Source organism: Cohnella thermotolerans DSM 17683, assembly GCF_000429825.1.
GTDB classification, from domain to species: Bacteria; Bacillota; Bacilli; order Paenibacillales; family Paenibacillaceae; genus Cohnella; species Cohnella thermotolerans.
Genome location: NZ_AUCP01000077.1, coordinates 1 through 23,300, shown reverse-complemented (window position 1 = coordinate 23,300; position 23,300 = coordinate 1). Strand labels below are relative to the sequence as shown.

Here is a 23,300-nt window from a genome sequence, read left to right as displayed (position 1 = left end):
AAACCAAGGCGCTCCTTGATGATGAGGGCACCGAGTGCAATGCGAACCGAATATGCTTTTTGACCGATGCCGATCGATGAGAAGGATTGGAAGTATTTCTCTTCCACTTTATCCCAAGGGATGAGTGCGGCAAGCTGTACCCAGCGATTCCCAGTATTAAGCTTCCCGCCAAAGGGTAAGTAGAAATTTTCCAACAGATCTGCCATATCCCGATTCGGCACGAACACGTTCGCTCACTCCATCTGCAAGGTTTTTTGCCAATTTTCTATGTTTTCCTTGCAGATAAATTCGACAAAAGTAGCTCAAATCCCTTGTGGAATAAGGATTTTTTGTTCGTTCAGCAAGCCCTAATATAGCCCAAAATCGGAGTGCCGGACAACGGGAGCGCCGATCGCATCGAATTCTATTTGACGGCAAGGGAGCTGGCCAAAAATGAAAACGTATCGGATCGCGGTCGCCGGCTGCGGCGGAATGGCGAGAACTTGGGTGGAATACGCGTTGGAACGGGAGGATGCGGAGATCGTCGCGCTTGTCGACGTTTTCCCGGAAGCCGCCAAAGCGATGGCGGAGCGTTACGGGCTTACGTGCGGAACGTATGCGGATTTGGCGGAAGCGATTGCGGATTCCGGCGCCAATCTCGTGTTCGACGTGACGATTCCCGCGACGCACCACAAGATTGCCTCGACGGCGCTGGAAGCGGGTTGCCACGTGTTCGGGGAGAAGCCGATGGCGGCGACGATGGAGGAAGCGCGCGAACTTATCCGCATCGCCGACCGCACGGGCAAATCGCATGCCATTATGCAAAATCGCCGCTACAACGCCAACATCCGCGCGCTGCAGGGATTGATCGCGGGCGGGGCGATCGGCAGAGTCGGCTATGTCGGGGCGGATTTTTTCCTCGGGCCGCATTTCGGCGGGTTTCGCGACGCGATGGACAGCCCGCTTATTCTGGACATGGCGATCCACACGTTCGACCAGGCGCGATTCATGACCGGAGCCGATCCGGTGTCCGTCTACTGCCATGAGTTCAATCCTCCCGGCTCGTGGTATGCGGGGAACGCTGCCGCCGTCTGCATTTTCGAGATGACGGACGGGTCCGTCTTCTGCTATCGCGGCTCCTGGTGCGCGGAAGGAGCGCCCACCTCGTGGGAGGCGTCGTGGCGCATTACGGGAGAGCGGGGAACGGCGATCTGGGACGGTGAAAATGCGCCTTACGCCGAAGTCGCCGTCCAGGGCGAGCCGGAACGCAAATTTCTCCGCGACTGTTCGCGGATCGAGGCGCCCTTCGATTGGAAGGGCCGCCAAGGCCATGCCGGCTGCCTGGACGAGATGTTCGCCGCCTTAAGCGAGGGCCGCCGCGCGGAGACGGACGGCCGGGACAACGTCCACAGCATCGCGATGGTGCTCGGCGCGCTCGAGAGCGCGAAGACCGGGCGGAAGGTTTGGCTGAACGAGATTTGACCCGGGCGAGGGGGCGCTTGACTTTCGTGCGAGCGGAAGGGGCATCGGGTGGCGAAGATTTTCAGGCCTTAGGCGTCAGATCGTTCCAACGTTCCCCGCCGTCGGCCGTTCCGAGCAGCAGCCGGGATTCCGGCCGGTCCGGATTCATGGCGACGACGAAGCCGCGCCGGGCGGTCAGAAAATCGGCATCCTCGACGCTGACCAGGCGCGGGTCCTTCAGCTTCGTGAACGTCGTTCCCCCGTTGACGGTCCGCAGCAAGCCCCCTTCGACGGGGCCGGCGCCGACGCTTAACGGCACGTAACCGACCCGGGGGTCGAGAAAATCGAGCTTGACCGGGTACGGGCGGATGCCCGGAATTTTCGTATTGCGCGGCTTCCATCCGACGCCTCCGTTCGAGGTTACGTACAGGATGGAGGCGTGCGTGTTCGGGTTGACGAGCAGCAGGAAGCCGTTGCGCCGGTCCACGAACTGGATGTCGGCCGGATACCATTCACCGTTTTGCCGGGGAGCGTGGGCAAGCCGTTTCCAGGTTTGTCCGCCGTCTCTCGTTTTCCAGACCGCCGTTCGGCAGTCGGCTTTCGGCGTCGAGGGGACAAGCCCTTTCCCGGGGCACTCCGTGCCGAGCCTTCCGGCCGCATAACCGGTCGATTCGTCCACGAACGAGATTTCGTAGGGGAACGCTTCGGCGCTCGGAATCGAGACGTCGATCCAGTTCCGTCCGGCGTCGGTCGTCTTCCGGATCGAGGTGCGGGTGCGCACGTACGCCGTCGACTCGTTGACGGCTTCGAGCTCGTTGTCGGCGTCGGCTTTGGGGTCTTCCTTTGTCCACTGCGGCGTCCAGGATGCCCCGCCGTCGCTCGTATGCAGGATGGTCAGCTTCGCGCAAACGGGCGACCCGGACGCCATCCGGCAGTCCGACGGCCCCACGGCCCAGCCCCGCCCGGCGCCTGTCATCGCCAGCGTCGCATTCCGGACGCCGCTTCCGAGCGGAGCGGATCGCCACGTTTTCCCTCCGTCGGCCGTGCGCCAGACCGTTGTCGACGGGTCGTCTCCGGATGTGCCCCACGTCCAGCCGCGATCGGCATCCGCGAAGCGGACTTGGTCAAGCCTGATTGCGGGTTTCGCCGCTTCTGCGGAAGCCGTCGGAAGGGGGGAGGGCGCCTGGACTCCGCCGGAAGTCGCATCGGGAGCCGCATGCGCCGTCCCTCCCGTCCAGCCGGTCAGCAGAATCGCCGCCAACGCGATCCATAAATTTTTTCTCATGTGCATCTCTCCTCGTAGTTTGTCGAAGCAGGGGTGAATACGGCCGGGCCGTCTGAAAATTAGCTTTTCCCGGAAAATCCCTTTTCAACGATTTTTCGCCGTCCAAGGACGCCGAAGGCGTTTTGGCTAAGTCTTTCTCTTTCGGGAGCGGATCGGATGAACGATAAGGGACCGTGTGCGCGGCGAAAATCCGGCGGAATCCGGAAAAACGGTTGACGGCAATAGCAGAAAATGGTATGTTATCCATACCAATTGAAAACGGCTTGCGGAAGCACCGCAATTTCCACGCCTTAGCGTCGGAAGTTGCGGTGCTTTTTGTTATCCGCGCCGGAAGCGGAAGGAGGAGTCGCGCATGTCGAGGCGCATCGTTCTGGCGGTGCCGGAGCCGCAGTACGCGGCGAAGCTCGCCAGATATTTGAAGGAGAACAACCCGGACTGGGAGGTGGCGGCGTTCACGCAGGAGGCGGCGCTCGTGCGGCATATCCGCGAAGCGGCCGGCGCCGAGGCGCTGCTCGTTCAGGCGTCTTTGCTCCCTCTCGTTCTCAAGGAGGCCGAAGCGGCAGGTTATCGGGGCAAGCTGATCGCGCTCGCGGAGCGGGACGGAACCGGCCGCGGCGCGGAGATGCCGGAGCTGGCCCAGTACCAGCCCTTGTCCGCGCTGTCCGCGAAGCTTCGCGATCTGCTTGGCGGAGGCCGAAGCGGAGGGAGCGGGAAGCCGTCCGGCACCCAGGTGTGGACCGTCTTCTCCGCTTCGGGAGGAGAGGGGAAAACGACGGCGGCGCTGAACATGGCGAAGCAAGCGGGCGAGCGGGGGTACCGCACGTTCTATCTGAACCTGGAGCCGCTTAACGCGACGGATGTGCTGTTCGGGGCCGGCGAGCCCGATTCGCTGTCCCGTCTGCTGTACTCGCTGCACGCCCGTCCGGAGCAAGCGGCCGAGGAGTGGAACAGCGTGCGCAGGCGCCACCCTTGGCTGCAGGCGGATTATTTCGACGCTCCGGACATGCCGTCGGAACGTCTGGCGATGACGCCGGATCGGCTGAAGTCGCTGCTGGCGACCGTTGCCGATTCCGGGCGCTACGATCTCATTCTCGTCGATCCCGACAGCGGCTGCGGCGATTGGCATCGGGAGCTGCTAGCGCTCAGCGGCCGGATTATATGGCTGACGCTGGACGACGCGCTCGCCCTGCGCAAGGCGGAGAAGCTGGTCCGGCATTGGGAGGACCGCCTGGCCGGGTTTCCGGGCAACGCCGTTTTCGTCGCGAACAAGCACACCGGGCGGAGCTCCAATGCCTGGATCCTGCCGGGACCGGCTCCCGCCGCGCATTTGCCTTACGTTCCGCAGTGGAAGGCGCTTGAGCAGCCGGGGCGGCTGTTCCAGTCGCCGGCATACGGAGGGGCCATCGACCGGCTGCTGGACCTTATGGGCCTCGCGGCGGAGCCGTTGCCGGAGGAGCGAAGGGATGGTGCGCATGAAGGCGGAGGAGCTTACGCCTGCCGAACTGGCTGAGCTGCGGGAAGCGGTGAAGGCCCGGTTGTCATGGGACGCGTCGGTGACGGACGAGCAATTGACGGGGCTGATCGAGTCGGAGCTGTTCCGCTCCGAGCGGGCGCGGCGGATGACGGCGGCGGAACGGGAGGCGGCGGTCCGGCGGCTGTTCCATTCGTTCCGGGGGCTCGACGCCTTGCAGCCGCTTCTCGACGATCCGGACGTGACGGAGATTATGATCAACGGCCATCGGGATATTTACGTCGAGCGGAACGGAGAGCTTCAAGCCGCCGGTCTCGGCTTCGAGAGCCGGGAGCGGCTCGAGGATCTGATCCAGTCGATCGTCGGGAGCGTCAACCGGATCGTCAACGAATCGTCCCCGATCGTCGACGCGCGCTTGCCCGACGGCTCGCGGGTGCACGTCGTGCTGCCGCCCGTCGCGCTGAACGGCCCGACCGTCACGATCCGCCGCTTCCCCCGGCAACCGTTCGACATGGACGCCCTGATCGCCAGAGGCTCGATCACCGGGGAGGCGGCCGCTTTTCTCCGGCTGCTCGTCCGGGCGAAGTACAACCTGTTCATTAGCGGCGGCACGGGCTCCGGCAAGACGACGTTTCTGAACGCGCTGTCCCAGTGGATTCCGCCCGACGAGCGGGTCATTACGATCGAGGACGCGGCCGAACTGCAATTGCGGGGCGTGCCGAATCTGGTGTCGCTGGAGACGCGCAACGCCAATACGGAAGGGAAAGGCCGCATCGGCATGCGGGAGCTGATCCGCGCTTCCCTGCGGATGCGGCCGAACCGGATCATCGTCGGGGAAGTGCGGGGAGAAGAGGCGCTGGATATGCTTCAGGCGATGAACACTGGCCATGAAGGAAGCTTGTCCACCGGTCATGCTAACGGGGCGCGGGATATGATCTCCCGCCTGGAGACGATGGTGCTCGGCGGAGCCGATCTGCCGGTGTCGGTCGTCCGCCAACAGATCGCATCCGCGCTCGACGTCATCGTTCATCTCAGCCGGTTCCGGGACCGAACCCGCCGGGTGACCGAGATTTGCGAGGTGATCGGCTGCCGGGACGGAGAGGTGGAGCTGAGCCCCCTGTTCAAATTCGAGGAGAGGGGAGAGATGAATGGCTTCGTTCAAGGAGGACTCGTCCGGGTGGACAGGCTGAAGCGAACGGACAAGCTTCAATTCGCCGGTTTTGGGGAGGAGGCGGCGGGGTGCCCGATTACCGGATCTACCGGCTAAGCCGGTCTCAGCATATCGGAGCGCTCGTTGCCGCCGGGCTGTTCTGCTATCTGGCGGTATGGACGCTGTACGGCCAGGCGGTCGTCGCTTTGCTGGCCGTACCCGCAGGGTGGTTCGGCCCGCGATTGTATCGCGAACGGCAGCGGCGGCAGCGGCAGGAGCGGCTTCGCAGATCGTTTAAGGACATGCTGCAGGCGCTGTCCTCCCTTCTGTCCGCCGGCCGGTCGGTGGAGAACGCCTTTGCCGCGCTGGAGGACGATTTGGCGCTGCTGATCGGGGATCCACGGGCGGATATTTTGCGCGAGATTCGCGCGGTCGTAAACCGCTGCCGCAATGGCGAGCCTCTGGAAGCGCCGCTTGCGGATTTCGCCGAGCGAAGCGGGCTGGAGGAAGTTCGCAGCTTCGCGGAGGTGTTCGCCATATGCAAGCGGTCCGGAGGCGATCTGGTCGAAGTCGTCCGGCGGACGGCAGGCATGATCGGCGAGAAGATGGAGGTGGAGCAGGAACTGATGGTGCTGATGGCGCAGAAGCGGTTGGAATCGCGGCTAATGATGGGCATGCCGTTCGTGTTCGTCGGGCTGCTCGGCTGGTTTGCCGGCGATTATATGGCGGGTCTTCACCAGGGGATCGGCTGGGTCGTGCTGACGGTCGGACTGCTGCTGTTGGCGTTGTGCTGCTGGTGGATGGTCCGCATTATGGATATCCGCTTATGACGATGATCTCGCTGGCCTTCATTTGGGGCGCGATGCTCCTTCTCTATTTGTGGCTGCTAGGATTGGCCTGGAAGCAAGGACACAACGGGAAAGCCGGAGCGAGGCGAAAGCTTCATCCCTTCCGCGATCCCGCCAGAGCGTTGATTGAACGGCCCCGCATTTACCGCCTGCTGCTGCCCTGGCTGGAAAAGCCGCAAGCCGCGCTCGCCGCGCTTCACGGCGGCGTCTGCACGAAGGACAGACTCGTGCACTGGGCGTCGGAAGCGTTCGGATTGTCGCTGGCGATCGTGCTCGGGGCGGGGCTGCTCGGATTGGCGGCGGGCAGCCCGACGCTGGCGGCGCTGGGAGCGGTGGTGGCGGTCATCGTGCCGATGCTGCGGCACAAGGAGCTGAAGAAGCGCCTTGACGTTCGGCGCCGGACGATTGTGCTGGAGCTGCCGGAGCTGCTCAGCCGGCTGCTGCTGTTGGTCAACGCGGGCGAGACGGTGATGCGCGCGCTGGAGCGGTGCTTGCAGCGGCAAGAGGCGGCCGGGCGAAGCCATCCGCTTTACGCGGAGCTTGGCTACGCGCTGGCGGCGGTCAAGCGCGGAGAGCCGCTGGCGGCCGCGCTGGAGGAATTCGGGCGGCGCTGCGCGGTGCCCGAGGCGAAGCTGTTCGCGACGACGCTGCTCGTCAACTCGAGGCGGGGCGGAGAGATGTTCGTCTCGGCATTGCGGGAACTGTCGCGAACGCTGTGGGAACGGCGGAAGACGGTGGCCAGAACGCTGGGTGAGCAAGCTTCGTCGAGGATGGCTTTTCCGCTGGCGGCCGTTTTTCTCATCATTATGGTGCTGGTCGGGGCGCCGTCGCTGCTGATGATGTCCGAATAGCACCGATTCCAAGGAGGATGCGGAATGAATACGAGCAAACTGCTGCAACGCTGGAGCGCCAAGGCGCTCGTCGCTTTCTGGAGGAGCAAGGAAGGGCTCGGGACGCTGGAGATCGTTCTGATCGCCGCCGTCATTATCGCCATAGCGGTTTTGTTCAAGGACTGGATTCTCGAATTTCTCGAGAAGCTGTTCGGCAAAGTGGACAAGAAGTCGGAAGATGTTTTCTCTTAATCGGTTGAGAGGCTTAGGGCGGCTGGCGCGGTTCGGCAGAGAGACTGCGGGTTCGGTCACGCTGGAGGCGACGATGGTGTTTCCGGTCATTTTGCTGGCGACCTTTATGGTTCTGTTTTTTGCCCTCTATATCGCCCAGGGGGCGCTCGTCTATTACGTCGCGTCGGTCGCCGGCGAACGTACCGCTTACAACTGGTCCAACTCGGCCAGGGAGCTTCGTACGGGCGCCTATCCTGTCGGAAGCTACGACGGGCTGTACTGGCGGCTGCTGGATGACGGCTTGCTGCAGAGCATGTTCGGCCTTGGCGGCGAGGGAACGGCCGTTGGGGGGGATTCCAGCGATGCGGGGACGTCCGGCGGAGGCGGTCTGACCGAACGGAAGCTGAGGGCGGCTTCGTCCGCCTGGGATTCCGCCCTGGTCGGGGAGATGACGTACGAGAACAAAATGCTAATCCGCAGGGTTCGAACGAATGCCGACAGCGCTTCGGTGCCCGAGCCGCTGCGCCGGTTCCGGGGAACGTCCCTCGTCTCGGCTCGAACGTCCGCCGTTGTCGTCGAGCCGGCGGAGTTCATCCGATCGTTCGATCTGGCGCGTTATTACGTGGTGAAGATGAAGGGCGCCAAAGAGGGAGAGGCGTCTTACCGTTCCAAAGCGAAAGCCGTGCTGCAGCGGCGTGTCTCCGCGGGGGGCTGAAGGAGAGGAGGCGGACGAATGCGCGCAGGGCGAAACCGGCGGAGAGAAGGATCGGTATCGGTTTATTTTATCGCGGTGACGGCGGGATTCGTGCTGTTCACCGGCTTGCTGATCGATTTCGCGAGAATCGCGGCGTTTCGCAAGCAGGCCGAGCTGTCGGTCAAATCCGGCGCCCGGTCCGTTCTGTCAGCCTTCGACCCCGAGCTGTACGGCCGCTACGGGCTGTTCGCGCGAGGCGGCGATCCGGCCGACGAGCTGTTTCGGCGGACGCTGGAAGGCAATGTGGAGCCGCGGGACGGGGATTCCTTCCGGCCGCTCGACGTCGAATGGAGCGACGCCGGCGTTCTCGAAAGCCGGCCGCTTGGGTCGCACGACGTTTTTCGCCGGCAAGTGCTGGAGGAGATGAAATATAAGGCGCCGATCGATTTGTCGCTGGAGCTGGCTTCCCGGTTCAAGGGGCTCGCGCCGGCGCTCCAGGAAGCGAAAGCTTCAGTCGACGCGCTGGAGGCGATGCGCCAAGCGTACGACAAGCGGGAGGCCGCGTTGGACGAGGCGCTGGACAACCAGCGAAAAGCCGGCAAGACGTTGGCCGAAGCGCTTGACGCCTTGGTGCCGAGCCCTCCGGTTTCGATGACGGGCGCCAAAACGGCTGGTCGGGCGAACCATCTTCCGGATGCCGCGCTCATGTACGAGGACTACGTGCAGAAGCGGGAATCCGACGCAAGGCGGGCGGCGGAGCACAGCCGCGCCGTCCAGGCCTGGGAGCAAAGGAAAAGCCAGGCCGAGCAGGAAGGGCGGGAATTTTCGGAGCCGGCCCCTTCCGGCGGCAGCCCGCAATATGCCAAGCAGACTTCGGCTTACGAGAAGTCCGTGAAGGAGATGGGCCGACAATTGCAGGCGAAGCCGGATCCTTCGCTGGCGGAGGCTGCGGAGGCGCTGATGCAGGCGAAAGAGCGCCTGGCGGAAGCGGAGGATGCCAACCGGGACATGCAGCGGATCGCCGAGGAAGCCGAAGCGGAGTCGAACGGGCCGGGCTCGAGCGCATCCGCCGGCGAGGACGTCGATCCGGAGGCTTCGATCGGTGACGACAAGGCGGACACGGTCCGGCAGTTGCGCCAATCGGCGAAGGAACTCGTCCTGGAAGCGTCGTTTTTCGCCGAGTACGAGCGGGAGCTTGACGAGCAAGGGAGAGGGGGCGAGGAGAAGACGGCGAAAGCCGCCGAACTGGCTCCGCTGCTTCTCTCCGTCCCCGGCTCGTCGGGACTGTCGAAGGAGCTGCGTTCCGGAATCGGGGAGCTGCAGTCGCTGGAGGCGGAATACCGGTCGAAATACGGAAGCGGGGGTACGGTCATCGCCCGAAGGGAGGAGGCGTTCGCTGCGCATCGCTCCGGGGACGGGGAACGGAAGCGGTTGGAGAGCGAGGCGGACAAGGAATGGAGCGGCGCGTCGGCGTTGCTGGGGGCGTTCACGGGCCGAGCCGGCAGTGACGACGATAACAAAGCGTTCGAGCGGCTTCGAAGCCTGGCCGAGGAGAACTTGAAATGGAACGAGGCCGAAGCGGAGAAGACGGAGGACGCCGGGCTCCATTCCGGTCCGGAAGCGGCGCGCGACGCCTCCATGACCCAGGCCGGCGATTGGCTCCATTCTTTAGCGGAAGCTGCTGCCGGGCAACGGGATTCGCTTTATTTCGCCGAGTACGCGGCGGCAAGGTTTGCGCATGCCGAGCCTTCGGAAGTCAAGGCGGTGCTGAACGGGGACGGCGATGAAGCGTTGGATGCGGCCCATCAGCAGTTGGAATACGTGCTTTATGGCTTTGGCAGCCCTTCCGGGAATCTTGCCGCAGCGTACGGAGAAATTTTCGCTTTCCGGCTGGCGATCCGCACGATGGAAGGATTGATCGAATGCCGGAAATACGGCCATCCACTCGTCGTGCTCGCCGCTGCGCTGCTCTATGCCGTGCAGCATGCCATTGCCGATCTGAATCAACTGCTGGCCGAGGGCAAAATCCCGCTGTCCCGCTATGCGAAGGCCGACACGTACTATATCGATTATTTGCGTATTTTCCTGCTTCTGCACGGCGATTCTTCCGCGCGGATCGCACGCAGCATCGCCGTTATGGAAGCGGAGACGGGCCTGTCTTTCCAGCGGACGTACACGTATGTGAGCGGCGAAGGGACGGCATCGCTGGGGCTGTGGTTTTTCCCCGGGCTGACGAAGGTGTTGGGGCAAGCCGGAAACTGGGGAGGTGTCGTGCGAGACGGCCGCTATGAAGTTACCTGCAAAGCGGAAGACGCCTATCAATAAGGCGGAGCGCAAGTCGGACGGCGGGTCGGTCGCGCTGGAAGCCGCGCTCGTGATGCCGACCTTCCTGCTGGCGGCGCTGTTCCTGATCTTTCTCGTTCAGACATCCGTGACGGCGATGGCGCTGCATGGGGCGCTCTCGCAGACCGTGAGGCAGGCGGCGTCCGAATGGTATCCGGTAGCGCTTGGACTCGATTCCGTACGGGAGACGCCCGTCTATGCGAAGTCGAAGCAGCTTGAGGACAAGCTGGCCGCCGTCGGCGATACGCTCGCGAAATACGGATCGCTGCTTCCTTCTCCGCTCGCGGAATGGGCGGAACAGGCGGCGGACGGCTCCTGGTCCGTTGAACAAATAGCCGCGAGGCGGACGTTCGGAGCTCTGCTAGAGTCATTTTTGGATCGGCGGGTGCTGGAGGCGGACCGGGTTGCCGTCGTCTCGGTGGAGATTCCGGGGACGGACGATCCGAATCAAGCTTTTTTGACCGTGAAGGCGGAATACCGGTTGCCGATGCGCATTCCTTTCGTTGGCCGGAGCCTGACCATTACGGAATCCGCCAGGGAGAGAGTATGGACCGGGGGCTCGCCGTCGAACGCCAAGCTGGAGGACGGGGAGCAGCCCGACGTTCTGAGCTTCGTCTCGTTCGAGCCGAATCCCGCCAGGCGGGGGCGCAAGGTTACGCTGACGTTGCGGGCGAAGCCGGGAGAGAAGGTCGATTTGTCCGTTATTTACAAGAGCGGACTTAGCCAGGCCAAGCATTTGGGCGAGGCGACCGCGGACGCGTCCGGACTTGTGTCCTGGACGTGGCATGTGTCCGGCAATACGACGCCGGGAGAATGGTACTGGGAAGCGATGCCCGAGGACGGGGCGGTTCTGCGGCAATCGTTCGAGGTCGTGCGGGCGGCGGAGCGGTAGTAGGGCTCGCGTCGGCTTGCGGCGGGCTCCAATTTCGCGAAGTGGAGGCGAGAAGGCGTCGTGAACGCAACGGTATGGATAGCGGCATCGCTGCTGCTTGGAATCGCTTGTTGGACCGATTTGCGGAAAATGGTCATTCCGAATGCGCTGACCGTTCCCTTTGCTTTGGGCGGTTTGGCTTATCACGGCATCGCGTCGGGATTCGAAGGCTTGGGTTATGCCGCTCTCGGCGCCGCGGCGGGCATGCTGCCGCTGCTGGCGATGTATGCGTTGCGCGGCATCGGCGGGGGAGACGTCAAATGGTTCGCGGCGTTCGGCATGTGGTCCGGAGCCGGCGCGGCTTGGCAGTTGGTCGTTTGGTCCGTCTTGTTCGCGGGAGGGATTGCCGTTCTGCTGCTTGTTTTGCGGCTTCCCGTTTTCGCTCCGATCGCCGCGAGATGGGCTCCTACCCTGCAGCGTTCGTCTTCGGAACGATTGCGCGGCCGCATGAAATTTCCTTTTATGCTGGCGGTCGCTCCCGCTTTTGTTGTGATCGGAATTTACGGGTGATCGAGGAAGGAGTGCAAGGCAGATGAACGGATACAGGGTCCGCTTCGAGCAGGGACGCGGACATCGCATGGTCGTGGAAGGGGAGCCGCCGATCGGAAGCGGAGAGATCGATCCGATCCAGTTCCGCATGCTGCGAAGCTGCGAGGTGCTGGGCGTTATGAAGCTGGAGACGGAGGAAATGGACGGGGCCGTAGCGCTGCGGTACTATCTGTCCGGCCGGCGCATGTTGTCACAATCGTTTCGAACGGCCAGATGGACGATGGAAGACGCGATGAATGCGCTTTGCCGCCTCGCCGAAGTTTTGGAGCAAGGGCGGGAGTACATGCTGGACTTGGAACGGTACGTCCTGGACGACGATTTTATTTTCGTGGGGGAGAGCTGGCACGATCTGGCGTTAACCTATTTGCCCTTGTGGAGGCAAACGGCGTCCGTCTCGGTTGCGTCCGGCCTGGAGAGGCTGATCGTTCGCTGGCTGATGAACGTCGACGCGCCGGACGGCGCGGCCATGCAGCAATTGCTGCGTTTGGCCGCGTCCCCGGATTTCTCTCCGGCCCTGCTGCGCCGTTACGTCCGGCAGTATTTGGCCGGTCCGGCCGCTTCCGAAGAACGGCCGCAGCTTCGCCCGCCATCGCGCTTGCCCGGCGGAAGCGGGGCGGCGAACGGGCAGCCTCAATCGCGGGATGAGCATTTCGCTTCCCCGGCGGATGGGCGGCGGGAAGAGCCGCCCGGGAACTTCGATTCCCCCCGTCCGGGTTCCCCGCACGGCTCGAAGCCGCTCTTGCAGGCTTTTTCCCGTCTGCAGAAGCCGTTAACCGCTCCGCAAAGCTTGTCCGGATTGCTGGGACAAGAAGACACGCCATGGCACGGGAAGGAAGATGAGGCGGACGGGGGGAAGCCGCCCGAATCCGCCGGCCGCCGGCGGCTTTGGCTGCTGGCCGGTGCCGCCGTCGCGACGGCGGCCGTCTGGAGGTTCGCCTATTCGGCGCACCCCGGCCAACGCAGTCTTCTGCTTTGCTCGGGGTTTACGTTTCTTGTCGCCGGCGCTTGCTTCTTCCTGTGGGACGGGAAGAAGTCCAAGGAGGACAAGCGGAAGATGGCGCCCGGACTTGGCCAGGCTGCTGAGGAAGAGCTGGACAGCCCTTCTTATGTTCGGGCTCACGATGGATGGGAATCGGAGCAAAAGATCGGCGATGCGGGGGTTCTCCCTCGAAGCGAACCGTCCAGGCGATTCGGAGGCCTGAGAGTCGCGCCGCCCCAAGCCGAAGAGGAGCGATGGCCGGAAGACGGAGAATACGGACAGCAGGCGCAGGGGACGGAAGAAGCGAAAACGAGCTGGCTACCTTCCGTGCAAGAGGGAACGAGACTGTTGTCTTCGGAGCGTCAGGTTCCCGGCAGGCCGGATCCTTACTTGGAATGGGAGACCGACGGGGGAAAGCGGAGAATTCGGCTGGAGGGCGATTCGCTTGTCGTCGGACGCTCCAAGGAAGCGGCGCAGCATGTCGACGACACGGATGGCGTCTCGAGAGCGCATTTGGAATTCATCCGCGGCCAAGCCGCCTGGCAGGCGCGGGACCTGGGCTCCCGCAACGGCAGCTGGCTTAACGGGGTTCCGATGGCCCCGTACGAGGTCTACCCGTTGAACAAGGGCGACAGCATCCAGATCGCGTCGTCGCTGTATCGGTATCAGGAGGGTTAAGGGCCGGTTCGCTATCCGAAGGAACAGCCCGAGCCGCTGATTCGGCTCGAGCCGTTCCACCCTGCATTATTTCAATTTCCAAAGCGCGGGAACAATGGGGGGTTCCCATCCGACTAAAGAAGTGTGCGCCTGCAGGCAGACGTACGTTTGGCCGCCGTAGGTCACTTCGTCGCCGACTTTGTAGGCGACATTCGGCGCCCAAGCCGGTGCGGTGGAACCGCCGTCGTCTGCCGCGTTCGTCGTGACCGTCACGGGAGCGCTGGCGGCCGATACGTTGCCGGCGGCGTCGCGGGCGCGCACTGTGAACGTGTAGGCCGTGTTCGGCGACAAGCCGGAGATCGTAGCCGTCGTTCCGGTCGTATCTACGCTGCCGGATCCGTAGCTGACGGTATACCCGGTCACTCCGACGTTGTCGGTGGAAGCGGTCCAGCTCAAACTGACGGAAGTCGAAGTTTTGCCTGTGGCAGTCAGATTCGCCGGAACGGAAGGCGCCGTCGTGTCCGGAGCGGGAGCGCCAGTCGTGACGCTTACCGAATTGCTGGGACCCGACACATTCCCGGCGGCGTCGCGGGCGCGGACGGTGAACGTGTAGGCCGTATTCGGCGTCAATCCGGAGATCGTAGCCGTCGTGCCCGTCGTATTCACGCTGGCCGATCCGTAGCTGACGGTGTATCCGGCTACGCCGACATTATCGGTCGACGCGGTCCAGCTCAGGCTGACGGATGTCGAAGTGACGTTCGAAGCGGCCAAGTTCGACGGGGCGCTCGGAGCGATCGTGTCCGCCGGAGCGGCAAGCTCGGAAGCCAGCTTGTTCAGCAGCGTCTTGTTGCGGTCGCCGCTGAATTCCCAGAACATCGCGCCCGCAAGGCCGTTCGTCTTCAGATAGGAAGCTTTGTAGCCGATCGAGTCCGCGTCGTCGTAGCTGATGAACGTTTTGTTCGCGGCGTTGTACAAATAGGGCACTTTCGCCGTGTCGTTCCAATAGCGGGTGTAGCCGTTTTTGCCGATATAGTTCGCTTCAAGATCGTAGAAATCGAAGGCGCCGTTCTCCCAAGTGCCGGCCTGGGCCGTTCCCGTGCAGTTCTGATACTGGCCGTTGCCCGCCGCCGGACATCCGGCCCAGCCTCTGCCGTAAAACGGCACGCCCAACACCAGCTTGTTCGCAGGCACGCCCGCTGCGAAGTAGGCCGTGACCGCGGCGTCGACATTGAACGTCGATGCGTTCGGCAAATTCGCGCTGCCCGCGGCCGGATCGTAATAGAGAGGAGCGTTGTGCCCGCTTTGCGTCTGCCATCCGCCGTTCATGTCATAGGTCATGATATTGATCCAGTCGACCGTTTGGGCGATGGCGGACAGTTCGGTGTTCTGGATGAAGGACGGACCCGCGCCGGACGCGATCGTAAGAAGATAGGTTTTGCCATCCGCCGCTCCGGCCGCGTCGAGCTTCTGACGAATCGTCTGCAGAAGCTTCGTATAGTTTTGCTTGTCTTCCGGACGGTAGCTGTTCCCCGGCAAGCCTCCGCTTACCGGATACTCCCAGTCCAGGTCGACGCCGTCGAACTGGTACTTGCGCAGGAAGTCGACGGCGGAGTTGGCGAACGTCTCCCGGGTCGTCGCGTTCGCAGCTACGTCGGAGAAGCGGTTCGACCACGTCCAGCCGCCGACGGAAATGATCGTTTTCAAGTTCGGATTCGCTTGCTTCAATTTAATCAGCTGCTTGAAGTTGCCTCTCAGAGGCTCGTCCCAGGTGTCGCCGGCATTGCTCTTCTGGGCGTCGATCCACGGATCGCCCATGACGATCGTGCCGTTCGGAACGTTGATCGTTCCGACTTCGTCCTGGCACGACCATGTTTGCGGATTCGGTCCGGCCGAATCGGGGTTGCCGTGAATGCCGTTCCAGCAAATGTCGGCGAACGCATAGTTGATGTGCGACACTTTGGAAGCGTCGATGTCGTATACCTGGTAGTTGCGGGTATAAGCTCCCCAAGAAGGATAATAACCGATAATTTTGTAACCGCCGCTCGCGGCCGCATGGGCCGTTCCCGAAGACCAACCCGGCAAAGCCGCCGTTCCCGCAAGCAGCAGCGCCGTCATGACGATCGACAACCATTTGCCGTACAAGCGTTGCGCAAGTTTGCCCATAACTCAATCTCCTCCCATGTTCCTTGCGGAATGAATGACCAAGCCATCTTTCCGTCCTGCCAACGCCAACGGAACGCAAGGCTCTCTCAACTCTCGGACAGACCGCCTCCTCTCGGATCGAATTCGGAGAGAGCGCCCGTCTCTCTCAATGCTATATTCGTTCATTTCCGGGGCGGCCCACAGGGCCAAATTCGAATAAACGAGGGATAACATTGCAAGCCCTAGTTCGCATTGAGGAAATAAATGGGAGATTGGGGGGTGGACAAAAACAAAAAGAGGACTTCCGTTGCAGCAACGGAAATCCTCTTCTGCGATTATAGTTGCATGGCCTTAGACCGGGGCGGATGTCGCTCGACGGCCGGCTCTCGAATTACCGCGCGGATGAACCGGTTACCTCTCGCAAAGCGTCCTCCAGTCGCGGATAGGCGAAGACGAAGCCGTGGTCCAGCGCCTTGCGGGGGTAGGCATGTTGGCCGTGAAGCAGCACGGACTGTTCTCCCAGGACAAGCTTCAGCAGAGAAGCGGGGACGTGGAACCAATGAGGCCTGCGGGTAACTTTGGCCAGCGTCCGTCCGAATTGGTCGTTGTTGACCGGATCGGGGGCGACGGCGTTGACCGCGCCCGACAAGGCCGGATTGTCCAGACTGAACAAAATGAGGGAGACCATGTCCTTCAGATGAATCCATGGGAATCCTTGAGTGCCGCTGCCCATTCGGCCGCCGGCGAACAGCCGGTAAGGGAGACGGAGCAGCGGGAACGAACCGCCCTTCCGGCCGAGCACCATGCTGATCCGGAGCTTGACGATGCGTTCGACCGGAATGCGGTCCACCGCTTCTTCCCAGGCAACGACGGTACTGCCCAGGAAATCCTCGGGATTGGCCGGGGAGCTCTCGTCGAACCATCCGTAGGCGGCGGTCCGCTCCACGCGCTCCCGTTCCGAAGCCGGCCAATCGGAACCCTCTTCGCCGGCCAATCTCATCGAGCGCAGCAATTGTTCGACGTCCGAGCCGTCCGGCTCCGAACCGGAAGCGGGCCGATCCGTCCCGTCCAACCCGGCGCTTCCGAACGGCGCTTCTTCCGCTCGCTCGACGCCTTTTTCCCGGCCTTCCGGTCTCCCGGGCGTAAATCCCCGGATACCGGCGAGGTCCGCCGTAACGGACGCCATCGGCTCCTCCGGCGGCGCTTCCCGGCCGGGCTTCGGACGCGCTCGTCTTTTTCCCCGCAAAATGGGGGAATGGGAGTGCCCGTAAAGCGAGATGCCGGAGGCGCTCACCAGCACTTTGGGCGGGTCGTCCATCCGGCGGACGATGTCTGAAATATGCAGCGCTGTTTGGGTTCTGGAGATGAGAATGCGCCGTTTCGTCTCTTCGGTCCAACGCTTGCCGACCGATTCGCCGGCCAGGTTGACGATCGCGTCGATTCCGTTCCAGCGCCCCGGGTTGTCCGACCATTCCTCCCAGGTGACATAGAGAAAGCCCGCGGCCGGAGCCGCAGGCAATTGGCGAGTCACGATCCATACTTCATCTCCGCGGTCAAGCAGGGCTTTCGAGAGCGCCGTCCCGATAAACCCCGTTCCGCCGCATATCATTACACGCATCTGATCGCATCCCTTTTTTGCGTTATTGCTTCTCGATGGCGACGATCGTCAGCTGCTTCACTTGCTGTCCGTCGGCTTCCACCGTGTTCTCCTTGTACTGGAACTTGACCGCAGCGCCTTCGTCCCAATCGGCAATTTGGTCCGACACATTCGAATCGATCTGGAATGCGGTCGGCTGCCCGTTGAATTCGATCTCGATGGAATGGTTGTCGATCTGCCCGTTATAGGTTCCGGTTCCTTCCTTCGTCTCGCCGACGGTGGCGGGATCGGACACGGAATCCGACGCGGACGGCGAGACGGAAGCCGGCGCGCTGGCGCTCGGGCTGCTCGCCGCCGAGTTGTTGTTATGGTTGTCGTTGCTGCACGCCGTTCCCATCAGAAGCAAGGACAGGACGGCGACCGTCAGGGCTGAATGTTTGCCGAATCGATTCATTACGCGGCACCTCCGGAGTTAATCTGATTGTCTAAGTTGCGTTCGCACTCTCAAGAGGTTAGACGGTTTGCGGGCCCAAAGGTTTCGTTTTTTGCCTCTTCGAAAAGAAGATAGAGGGTCGTCAACCCCTTTTTCGGCGGCTCGTCCGACCCTCAGTGGAGCAGGTGGCGATAGGAAGAATAGTCGATCCCGTTCTTCTCGAGGAAGCTGATCAGAAATTTATGGTCGCGCTTCGGCGTCGCCAGTATGTACCCTTCGATGCAATGGGCTTCCGTCACTTCGGAGGCGCCGCTCTCCACCGCCAATTGGCCGATCCGGGCCGCGATGGAATGCTTGGCGATGTCCCGGAACGCGCTCGGCACCGGGGACGTCAGTTTATCGAGCATGGCTCTGGAACGGTCCGTCCATAGCGGCCGGCTGCGTTCGACCCAATAATTTTGCCAATCGAGCTTGGACTTGCCGTCCTTCTTCGGAAGCACCTTGAGAAATTTGCGGAACATGAAAAATCCGCCGATGCTCACGAACGCGACCAGCACGACCGTCCAGAAGGCGATAAAGTACAGAAACCATTCGGGGGTCGAATTCATCTTCAATCACCTCATCTTGAAATTATACCGCATTTCTAGATTTATTTCGACGTTCGCGCTACAATAAGGTTTGATCTGAGAGGACGCGCCCCGGTCCGTCGGGAGCGCGGGAGCGGACCAGAAAGGGGTATTCCATGCTGAAGATCGGTTCTCACGTTTCGTTCTCCGATAAAGGGCTGCTGACCGCAACCGAAGAAGCGCTATCCTACGGTTCCAGCACCTTTATGATTTATACCGGAGCTCCGCAGAACACGCGGCGCAAGCCGATCGAGGATTTGTTCATTCCCGAGGGCAAGGAAGCGATGGCCAAAGCGGGAATCGGCGAAATCGTCGTGCACGCTCCGTACATTATCAATCTCGGGTCCTATAAAGATGATACTTTCGAACTCGCGGTTCGTTTCCTTCAGGAAGAGATTCACAGAACGGACAAGATCGGCGTCAAAAATATCGTGCTTCATCCGGGCGCTTACACGGACAAGGATCCGGAATACGGCGTCGCGCGCATCGCCGAAGGGCTGAACGAGGTGCTGGAAGGGACGAAGGAGACCGACGTCAACATCGCGCTGGAGACGATGGCCGGCAAAGGTTCGGAGATCGGCCGCACGTTCGAGGAGCTGGCAAGCATCATCGAGCGCGTGCGGGACAACCATCGGCTGACCGTCTGCATGGACACCTGCCATATGCACGACGCCGGTTACGACATCGTGGGCGACATCGACGGCGTGCTGCGCCAGTTCGACGACATCATCGGCCTGGACCGGGTGGCCGTCGTCCATATCAACGACAGCAAAAATCCGCAAGGCGCGGCGAAGGACCGCCACGCTCCGATCGGTTCCGGCTGGATCGGCTTCGAGGCGATCAACCGGGTCGTCCATCACGATGCGCTTAAAGGCCGCCCGTTCATTCTCGAGACCCCGTGGATCGGCAAAAACGACAAAACCGTGCGCCCGATGTACGAAGCGGAGATCGCGCTGCTGCGCGCGGACGTGGAAGAACGGTTCGGCGGCGGCTTCCTGGAGGACGTCGAGCGGCTGCACCATTTTTACGATAAATCGGGCATCGTTCCCCGCCGGTACGTGCTGGAGACGTGGGAGCTGCTCAAGTCCGACGCCAAAGCGAGAAAAGCCGATCCGCGCGAGCCGCTGGAACGTCTCTACGATTTGGCGATCGAGAACAAGGTGTTGGACGGCGATTACAGTGAAGAACAAATCAACCTGCGTCTTACCGCCAGCCTTGCGGGCAAGGAATGGCTAAAGCAAGCGTAGGAAAGGAAAGTCGAGAGGAAGAGGCCATACGATGAGTCAACAAGTCTATCAAACGAAGCCGTCGGGCGAGGACAAGAGCCGCCGCGCGCGAATGCTCATTCTATGCCCGGACCGGGCGGGCATCGTGGCGACGGTGTCGCAGTTCCTTTACGAGCAAGGCGCGAACATCGTGCAGTCCGACCAATATACGATGGATCCCGAGGGCGGCATGTTTTTCATGCGGATCGAGTTCGACCTGAACAATCTCGAGAGCTCGCTGCCGGCGCTGCAGGAAGATTTCGCGAGAGTCGCCGACCGGTTCTCGATGAAGTGGAGCATTTATCGCGCCGGCCGCCGCAAGCGCATCGCCGTGCTCGTCTCCAAGGAAGACCATTGCCTGCTGGAACTGTTGTGGCAGTGGCAATCGGGCGATCTGGACGCGGACATCAGCATGGTGATCAGCAACCATGAAGACATGCGCCAGCTCGTCGAATCCTACGGGATTCCTTACCACTACATTCCGGTCACGCCGGAGACGAAGGCGGAAGCGGAGCGCCAGCAGCTCGAACTGACCGAGGGCAAAGTGGATCTCGTCATTTTGGCGCGCTACATGCAGATTGTCACCCCCAGGTTCATCGAGCGGTTCCCGAACCGCATCATCAACATCCACCATTCGTTCCTTCCGGCATTCGTCGGCGGCAAGCCGTATCATCAGGCGTACAGCCGCGGCGTCAAGCTGATCGGCGCGACCGCGCATTACGTGACGGAGGAACTCGACGCCGGCCCGATCATCGAGCAGGACGTCCAGCGCGTCAGCCATCGCGAGAACGTCAGCGAGCTTAAGCGGATGGGCCGCCACATCGAGCGGACCGTGCTTGCGCGCGCCGTCAAATGGCACGTCGAAGACCGGATCGTCGTGTATCAGAACAAAACGGTTGTCTTCGTCTAATTCCGAATGGCTGCAGCTTGTCCGTACAAGTTGTCTGTACAAGTGTGGTAAAACAGGGGTTAGCGTGGTACAATAGGCAAGACTGACATGTTCGCGCGTCGGCAAAACGAATGTTTTGCCCCGGCACGGGCATGAACGTTCGTGCAAATGTAAAGAGGAGGCCTTTAAGCGTTATGACTGTAAGCTCGAAATCGATCGAACAATTATCCGTAACGACAATTCGAACCCTGGCGATCGACGCCATCGAGAAAGCGAAGTCCGGACACCCGGGCATGCCGATGGGCGCCGCTCCGATGGGTTATCAGTTGTTTGCCAAGACGATGAAGCATAATCCGTCGAATCCTTCGTGGATCAACCGCGACCGGTTCGTGCTGTCCGCCGGCCACGGCTCCATGCTGCTGTATGCGCTGCTCCATCTGAGCGGCTACGATCTGCCTTTGGAAGAAATCAAGAACTTCCGCCAATGGAATTCGCTGACCCCGGGGCATCCGGAGTTCGGCCACACGGCGGGCGTCGACGCGACGACCGGTCCGCTCGGCCAAGGCTTCGGCATGGCCGTCGGTATGGCGATGGCGGAAGCGCAGCTCGGCGCGACCTACAACCGCGAAGGCTACGATCTGATCAACCACTATACTTACGTGATCTGCGGCGACGGCGACCTGTCGGAAGGCATCTCCTCCGAAGCAGCGTCTCTGGCCGGCCACTTGCAATTGGGCAAGCTGATCGTGCTTTACGATTCGAACGATATTTCCCTTGACGGCGAGCTGAGCCTGTCGTTCTCCGAAAATGTGGCCAAACGCTTCGAGGGCTATCAATGGCAAGTGCTGCGCGTAGAGGACGGCAACGATCTCGACGCGTTGGCGAAGGCGATCGCGACGGCGCAAGCCGAGACGTCCAAGCCGACCCTGATCGAAGTGAAAACCGTCATCGGCTACGGTTCCCCGAACAAAGGCGGCAAGGGCGGCCACGCCGGCCCGCACGGCTCTCCGCTCGGCGCGGAAGAAGCCAAGCTGACCAAAGCCTTCTACGGATGGGATTATCCGGAGTTCCACGTTCCGGACGAAGTTCGCGCTCACTTCGCGGAAGTGAAGAAGCAAGGCGAAGCGGCCAACGCCGCCTGGAACGAGCTGTTCGCGAAATACAAAGCGGCTTATCCGGAATTGGCCGCCCAATTCGAGACGGCGACGGGCCGCAAGCTGCCGGCCGGCTGGGACGCCGATCTTCCGAAGTACACGCCGGAAGACAAGCCGGTATCGACCCGCGTCGCTTCCGGCAACGCGCTGAACGGCCTGGCGAAGAACGTGCCTCACCTGGTGGGCGGTTCCGCCGACCTGGAGAGCTCGACGATGACCCATCTCAAAGGTCTGCCGATCTACAAGGCCGGCCAATACGACGGCCGCAACATCTACTTCGGCATTCGCGAATTCGCGATGGCCGCTGCGATGAACGGCATTTCGCTGCACGGCGGGCTTAAAGTATTCGGCGGCACGTTCTTCGTGTTCACCGACTATTTGCGCCCGGCCGTCCGCTTGGCTGCCCTGATGAAGCAGCCGGTCGTATACGTGCTGACGCACGATTCGATCGCCGTCGGCGAAGACGGACCGACGCACGAGCCGATCGAGCAACTCGCTTCGATCCGCGTTATCCCGGGTCTGACCGTCATTCGTCCGGCCGACGCCAACGAGACCTCCGCGGCATGGGCTTACGCGCTGGAGAACAACGACAATCCCGTCGCGCTCGTTCTGACCCGCCAAAACCTGCCGATTCTTGCAGGCACGGCCGAGCTGGCGCGCGAAGGTGTCAAGAAAGGCGGTTACATCGTATCCGAAGCCGCTAACGGACAACCTCAAGGCATCCTGATCGCCACCGGTTCCGAAGTGCAGCTCGCCGTCGCTTCCCAGAAGGCGTTGGCCGAGCAAGGCATCCACGTCCGCGTCGTCAGCCTGCCGAGCTGGGATCTGTTCGACAAGCAGCCGCAAGAATACCGCGACAGCGTTATTCCGAAGACGATCAAAGCCCGTCTGGCCATCGAGATGGCGCATCCGTTCGGCTGGGATCGCTTCGTCGGCGACAGCGGCGCCGTCATGGGCATCGACAAGTTCGGCGCTTCCGCACCGGGCGACCGCGTCATCAAGGAATACGGCTTCACGGTCGAGAACGTCGTCGAACAGTTCAAGAAGCTGCTGTAAGCCAATCGGGGAGAGGAAGTCGCGCACATGTCGCAATTCGACAACGTATCCGTCGTCAAACAGGCGAATATTTATTTCGACGGCAAGGTAACGAGCCGCACGGTGAAATTCGCAGACGGCACGCACAAGACGCTGGGCATCATGCTGCCGGGCGAATATGAATTCGGCACGGCCCAGCAGGAAGTCATGGAGATTCTGGCCGGCGAGCTGACCGTTCAGCTTCCGGGCAGCGAAGAGTGGATCTCCATCTCCGGTACCGGCGAATTTACCGTGCCGGCGAACTCGAAATTCAAGCTGAAAGTGACGCAAACGACCGATTACGTCTGCTCTTATCTGTAGAAGCGCGCGTTAGGTTGCTGCGGCAGGAACGGCCCCGACGAGGGGCCGTTCTTTTTTCAACATTATAGAATTTATAAATTTTGGGGTGGGAGCAGGTCTTCCGCCTGATTTCTGTTTTTGGTAAGGTTAGGATATGGAGACGAACATCTTGAAACGAATCTTCTTTGATGAGCGAGGGCACTGGGATCGGTTTGTGGCAAAACATGGTGGCAAGCTGCGTGCCAATGTGCGGAAAGAAGTAGAGAAGTTCCGTCGATGCGGGGATCCCAGAAACGGTTTTAAGCTGATGGTATGTGAAGGATGTCATGACCTACGGCTCGTTCCGTATCGTTGTAAAGGAAGATTCTGTACGACCTGTTCATGCGGAGAAACAGAGGAATGGGCACGTCTC

22 protein-coding genes are annotated in these 23,300 nt (G+C 61.7%); 16 read left to right on the top strand and 6 right to left on the bottom strand.

Annotated features, from left to right (window positions below; genetic code table 11):
* Positions 1 to 206 (bottom strand): transposase (locus G485_RS0114845; protein ID WP_035156413.1); only part of this gene is annotated, 206 nt, incomplete at its 3' end.
* Between the two features lie 226 nt (positions 207 to 432).
* Between G485_RS0114845 and G485_RS0114840 the strand changes: the two genes are divergently transcribed.
* On the top strand, positions 433 to 1,461 hold the full coding sequence (locus G485_RS0114840) for a Gfo/Idh/MocA family protein (RefSeq protein ID WP_027093202.1): 1,029 nt from the start codon (positions 433 to 435) through the stop codon (positions 1,459 to 1,461).
* Positions 1,462 to 1,522: 61 nt separating this feature from the next.
* Here G485_RS0114840 and G485_RS0114835 read toward each other — a convergent pair whose 3' ends face one another.
* Positions 1,523 to 2,725, bottom strand: a complete 1,203-nt coding sequence (locus tag G485_RS0114835; protein WP_027093201.1) for a WD40/YVTN/BNR-like repeat-containing protein — start codon at positions 2,723 to 2,725, stop codon at positions 1,523 to 1,525.
* 352 nt (positions 2,726 to 3,077) lie between these two features.
* On the opposite strand from G485_RS0114835, the gene G485_RS0114830 reads away from it, so the two are divergent.
* Genes G485_RS0114830 through G485_RS0114785 form a run of 10 tightly spaced genes read left to right on the top strand, consistent with a single transcriptional unit; the run spans position 3,078 to position 13,429 of the window.
* The gene (locus G485_RS0114830) at positions 3,078 to 4,235 is read left to right on the top strand and encodes a P-loop NTPase family protein (RefSeq protein WP_027093200.1); all 1,158 of its coding nucleotides are present in this window, start codon (positions 3,078 to 3,080) and stop codon (positions 4,233 to 4,235) included.
* On the top strand, positions 4,189 to 5,463 hold the full coding sequence (locus G485_RS0114825) for a TadA family conjugal transfer-associated ATPase (protein WP_420805786.1): 1,275 nt from the start codon (positions 4,189 to 4,191) through the stop codon (positions 5,461 to 5,463). The genes G485_RS0114830 and G485_RS0114825 overlap by 47 nt, the downstream gene beginning before the upstream one ends.
* Positions 5,436 to 6,176, top strand: coding sequence for a type II secretion system F family protein (locus G485_RS0114820; protein WP_051318309.1), 741 nt, complete (start codon positions 5,436 to 5,438; stop codon positions 6,174 to 6,176). The genes G485_RS0114825 and G485_RS0114820 overlap by 28 nt, the downstream gene beginning before the upstream one ends.
* Positions 6,173 to 7,045, top strand: coding sequence for a type II secretion system F family protein (locus tag G485_RS26645; RefSeq protein WP_051318308.1), 873 nt, complete (start codon positions 6,173 to 6,175; stop codon positions 7,043 to 7,045). Before G485_RS0114820 ends, G485_RS26645 begins: the two co-directional genes overlap by 4 nt.
* A gap of 24 nt (positions 7,046 to 7,069) precedes the next feature.
* Positions 7,070 to 7,276, top strand: coding sequence for a Flp1 family type IVb pilin (locus G485_RS0114810; protein WP_051318307.1), 207 nt, complete (start codon positions 7,070 to 7,072; stop codon positions 7,274 to 7,276).
* Entirely contained in the window at positions 7,263 to 7,970 is a 708-nt protein-coding gene (locus G485_RS0114805) for a TadE/TadG family type IV pilus assembly protein (RefSeq protein WP_156922371.1), read from the top strand. The genes G485_RS0114810 and G485_RS0114805 overlap by 14 nt, the downstream gene beginning before the upstream one ends.
* Before the next feature lie 18 nt (positions 7,971 to 7,988).
* The gene (locus G485_RS0114800; protein ID WP_027093195.1) at positions 7,989 to 10,274 is read left to right on the top strand and encodes a hypothetical protein; all 2,286 of its coding nucleotides are present in this window, start codon (positions 7,989 to 7,991) and stop codon (positions 10,272 to 10,274) included.
* Positions 10,237 to 11,184, top strand: a complete 948-nt coding sequence (locus G485_RS28485; protein ID WP_051318305.1) for a hypothetical protein — start codon at positions 10,237 to 10,239, stop codon at positions 11,182 to 11,184. Before G485_RS0114800 ends, G485_RS28485 begins: the two co-directional genes overlap by 38 nt.
* A gap of 60 nt (positions 11,185 to 11,244) precedes the next feature.
* A complete protein-coding gene (locus tag G485_RS26635; protein ID WP_051318304.1) occupies positions 11,245 to 11,733 on the top strand; it encodes an A24 family peptidase in 489 nt (162 codons plus the stop codon).
* A gap of 22 nt (positions 11,734 to 11,755) precedes the next feature.
* On the top strand, positions 11,756 to 13,429 hold the full coding sequence (locus tag G485_RS0114785; protein ID WP_027093194.1) for a DUF6382 domain-containing protein: 1,674 nt from the start codon (positions 11,756 to 11,758) through the stop codon (positions 13,427 to 13,429).
* 66 nt (positions 13,430 to 13,495) lie between these two features.
* Here G485_RS0114785 and G485_RS0114780 read toward each other — a convergent pair whose 3' ends face one another.
* From G485_RS0114780 to G485_RS0114765, 4 genes are all read right to left on the bottom strand, one after another.
* Entirely contained in the window at positions 13,496 to 15,571 is a 2,076-nt protein-coding gene (locus G485_RS0114780) for a glycosyl hydrolase family 18 protein (RefSeq protein WP_027093193.1), read from the bottom strand.
* A gap of 370 nt (positions 15,572 to 15,941) precedes the next feature.
* The gene (locus G485_RS28480) at positions 15,942 to 17,168 is read right to left on the bottom strand and encodes an epimerase (protein ID WP_051318303.1); all 1,227 of its coding nucleotides are present in this window, start codon (positions 17,166 to 17,168) and stop codon (positions 15,942 to 15,944) included.
* Between the two features lie 22 nt (positions 17,169 to 17,190).
* Positions 17,191 to 17,601, bottom strand: coding sequence for a hypothetical protein (locus G485_RS0114770; RefSeq protein ID WP_027093192.1), 411 nt, complete (start codon positions 17,599 to 17,601; stop codon positions 17,191 to 17,193).
* Between the two features lie 152 nt (positions 17,602 to 17,753).
* A complete protein-coding gene (locus tag G485_RS0114765) occupies positions 17,754 to 18,188 on the bottom strand; it encodes a DUF2621 domain-containing protein (RefSeq protein WP_027093191.1) in 435 nt (144 codons plus the stop codon).
* Between the two features lie 134 nt (positions 18,189 to 18,322).
* Between G485_RS0114765 and G485_RS0114760 the strand changes: the two genes are divergently transcribed.
* The 5 genes from G485_RS0114760 to G485_RS29175 all read left to right on the top strand — a co-directional run.
* Complete coding sequence (locus G485_RS0114760; RefSeq protein ID WP_027093190.1) at positions 18,323 to 19,453, top strand: deoxyribonuclease IV; 1,131 nt, start codon at positions 18,323 to 18,325, stop codon at positions 19,451 to 19,453.
* Between the two features lie 31 nt (positions 19,454 to 19,484).
* A complete protein-coding gene (purU, locus tag G485_RS0114755; RefSeq protein WP_027093189.1) occupies positions 19,485 to 20,381 on the top strand; it encodes a formyltetrahydrofolate deformylase in 897 nt (298 codons plus the stop codon).
* Between the two features lie 173 nt (positions 20,382 to 20,554).
* The gene (tkt, locus tag G485_RS0114750; protein WP_027093188.1) at positions 20,555 to 22,570 is read left to right on the top strand and encodes a transketolase; all 2,016 of its coding nucleotides are present in this window, start codon (positions 20,555 to 20,557) and stop codon (positions 22,568 to 22,570) included.
* Between the two features lie 27 nt (positions 22,571 to 22,597).
* Complete coding sequence (ppnP, locus tag G485_RS0114745; RefSeq protein WP_027093187.1) at positions 22,598 to 22,909, top strand: pyrimidine/purine nucleoside phosphorylase; 312 nt, start codon at positions 22,598 to 22,600, stop codon at positions 22,907 to 22,909.
* 133 nt (positions 22,910 to 23,042) lie between these two features.
* Positions 23,043 to 23,300 (top strand): transposase zinc-binding domain-containing protein (locus tag G485_RS29175; protein ID WP_420805785.1); only part of this gene is annotated, 258 nt, incomplete at its 3' end.

What these genes read in the sequence shown, in the direction of transcription:
- G485_RS0114840 (WP_027093202.1), top strand. Translation starts at nt 433, where the DNA reads ATGAAAACGTATCGGATCGCGGTCGCCGGCTGCGGCGGAATGGCGAGA.
- G485_RS0114835 (WP_027093201.1), bottom strand. Translation starts at nt 2,725, where the DNA reads ATGAGAAAAAATTTATGGATCGCGTTGGCGGCGATTCTGCTGACCGGC.
- G485_RS0114830 (WP_027093200.1), top strand. Translation starts at nt 3,078, where the DNA reads ATGTCGAGGCGCATCGTTCTGGCGGTGCCGGAGCCGCAGTACGCGGCG.
- G485_RS0114825 (WP_420805786.1), top strand. Translation starts at nt 4,189, where the DNA reads ATGGTGCGCATGAAGGCGGAGGAGCTTACGCCTGCCGAACTGGCTGAG.
- G485_RS26645 (WP_051318308.1), top strand. Translation starts at nt 6,173, where the DNA reads ATGACGATGATCTCGCTGGCCTTCATTTGGGGCGCGATGCTCCTTCTC.
- G485_RS0114810 (WP_051318307.1), top strand. Translation starts at nt 7,070, where the DNA reads ATGAATACGAGCAAACTGCTGCAACGCTGGAGCGCCAAGGCGCTCGTC.
- G485_RS0114805 (WP_156922371.1), top strand. Translation starts at nt 7,263, where the DNA reads ATGTTTTCTCTTAATCGGTTGAGAGGCTTAGGGCGGCTGGCGCGGTTC.
- G485_RS0114800 (WP_027093195.1), top strand. Translation starts at nt 7,989, where the DNA reads ATGCGCGCAGGGCGAAACCGGCGGAGAGAAGGATCGGTATCGGTTTAT.
- G485_RS28485 (WP_051318305.1), top strand. Translation starts at nt 10,237, where the DNA reads ATGAAGTTACCTGCAAAGCGGAAGACGCCTATCAATAAGGCGGAGCGC.
- G485_RS0114785 (WP_027093194.1), top strand. Translation starts at nt 11,756, where the DNA reads ATGAACGGATACAGGGTCCGCTTCGAGCAGGGACGCGGACATCGCATG.
- G485_RS0114780 (WP_027093193.1), bottom strand. Translation starts at nt 15,571, where the DNA reads ATGGGCAAACTTGCGCAACGCTTGTACGGCAAATGGTTGTCGATCGTC.
- G485_RS28480 (WP_051318303.1), bottom strand. Translation starts at nt 17,168, where the DNA reads ATGCGTGTAATGATATGCGGCGGAACGGGGTTTATCGGGACGGCGCTC.
- G485_RS0114770 (WP_027093192.1), bottom strand. Translation starts at nt 17,601, where the DNA reads ATGAATCGATTCGGCAAACATTCAGCCCTGACGGTCGCCGTCCTGTCC.
- G485_RS0114765 (WP_027093191.1), bottom strand. Translation starts at nt 18,188, where the DNA reads ATGAATTCGACCCCCGAATGGTTTCTGTACTTTATCGCCTTCTGGACG.
- G485_RS0114760 (WP_027093190.1), top strand. Translation starts at nt 18,323, where the DNA reads ATGCTGAAGATCGGTTCTCACGTTTCGTTCTCCGATAAAGGGCTGCTG.
- purU (WP_027093189.1), top strand. Translation starts at nt 19,485, where the DNA reads ATGAGTCAACAAGTCTATCAAACGAAGCCGTCGGGCGAGGACAAGAGC.
- tkt (WP_027093188.1), top strand. Translation starts at nt 20,555, where the DNA reads ATGACTGTAAGCTCGAAATCGATCGAACAATTATCCGTAACGACAATT.
- ppnP (WP_027093187.1), top strand. Translation starts at nt 22,598, where the DNA reads ATGTCGCAATTCGACAACGTATCCGTCGTCAAACAGGCGAATATTTAT.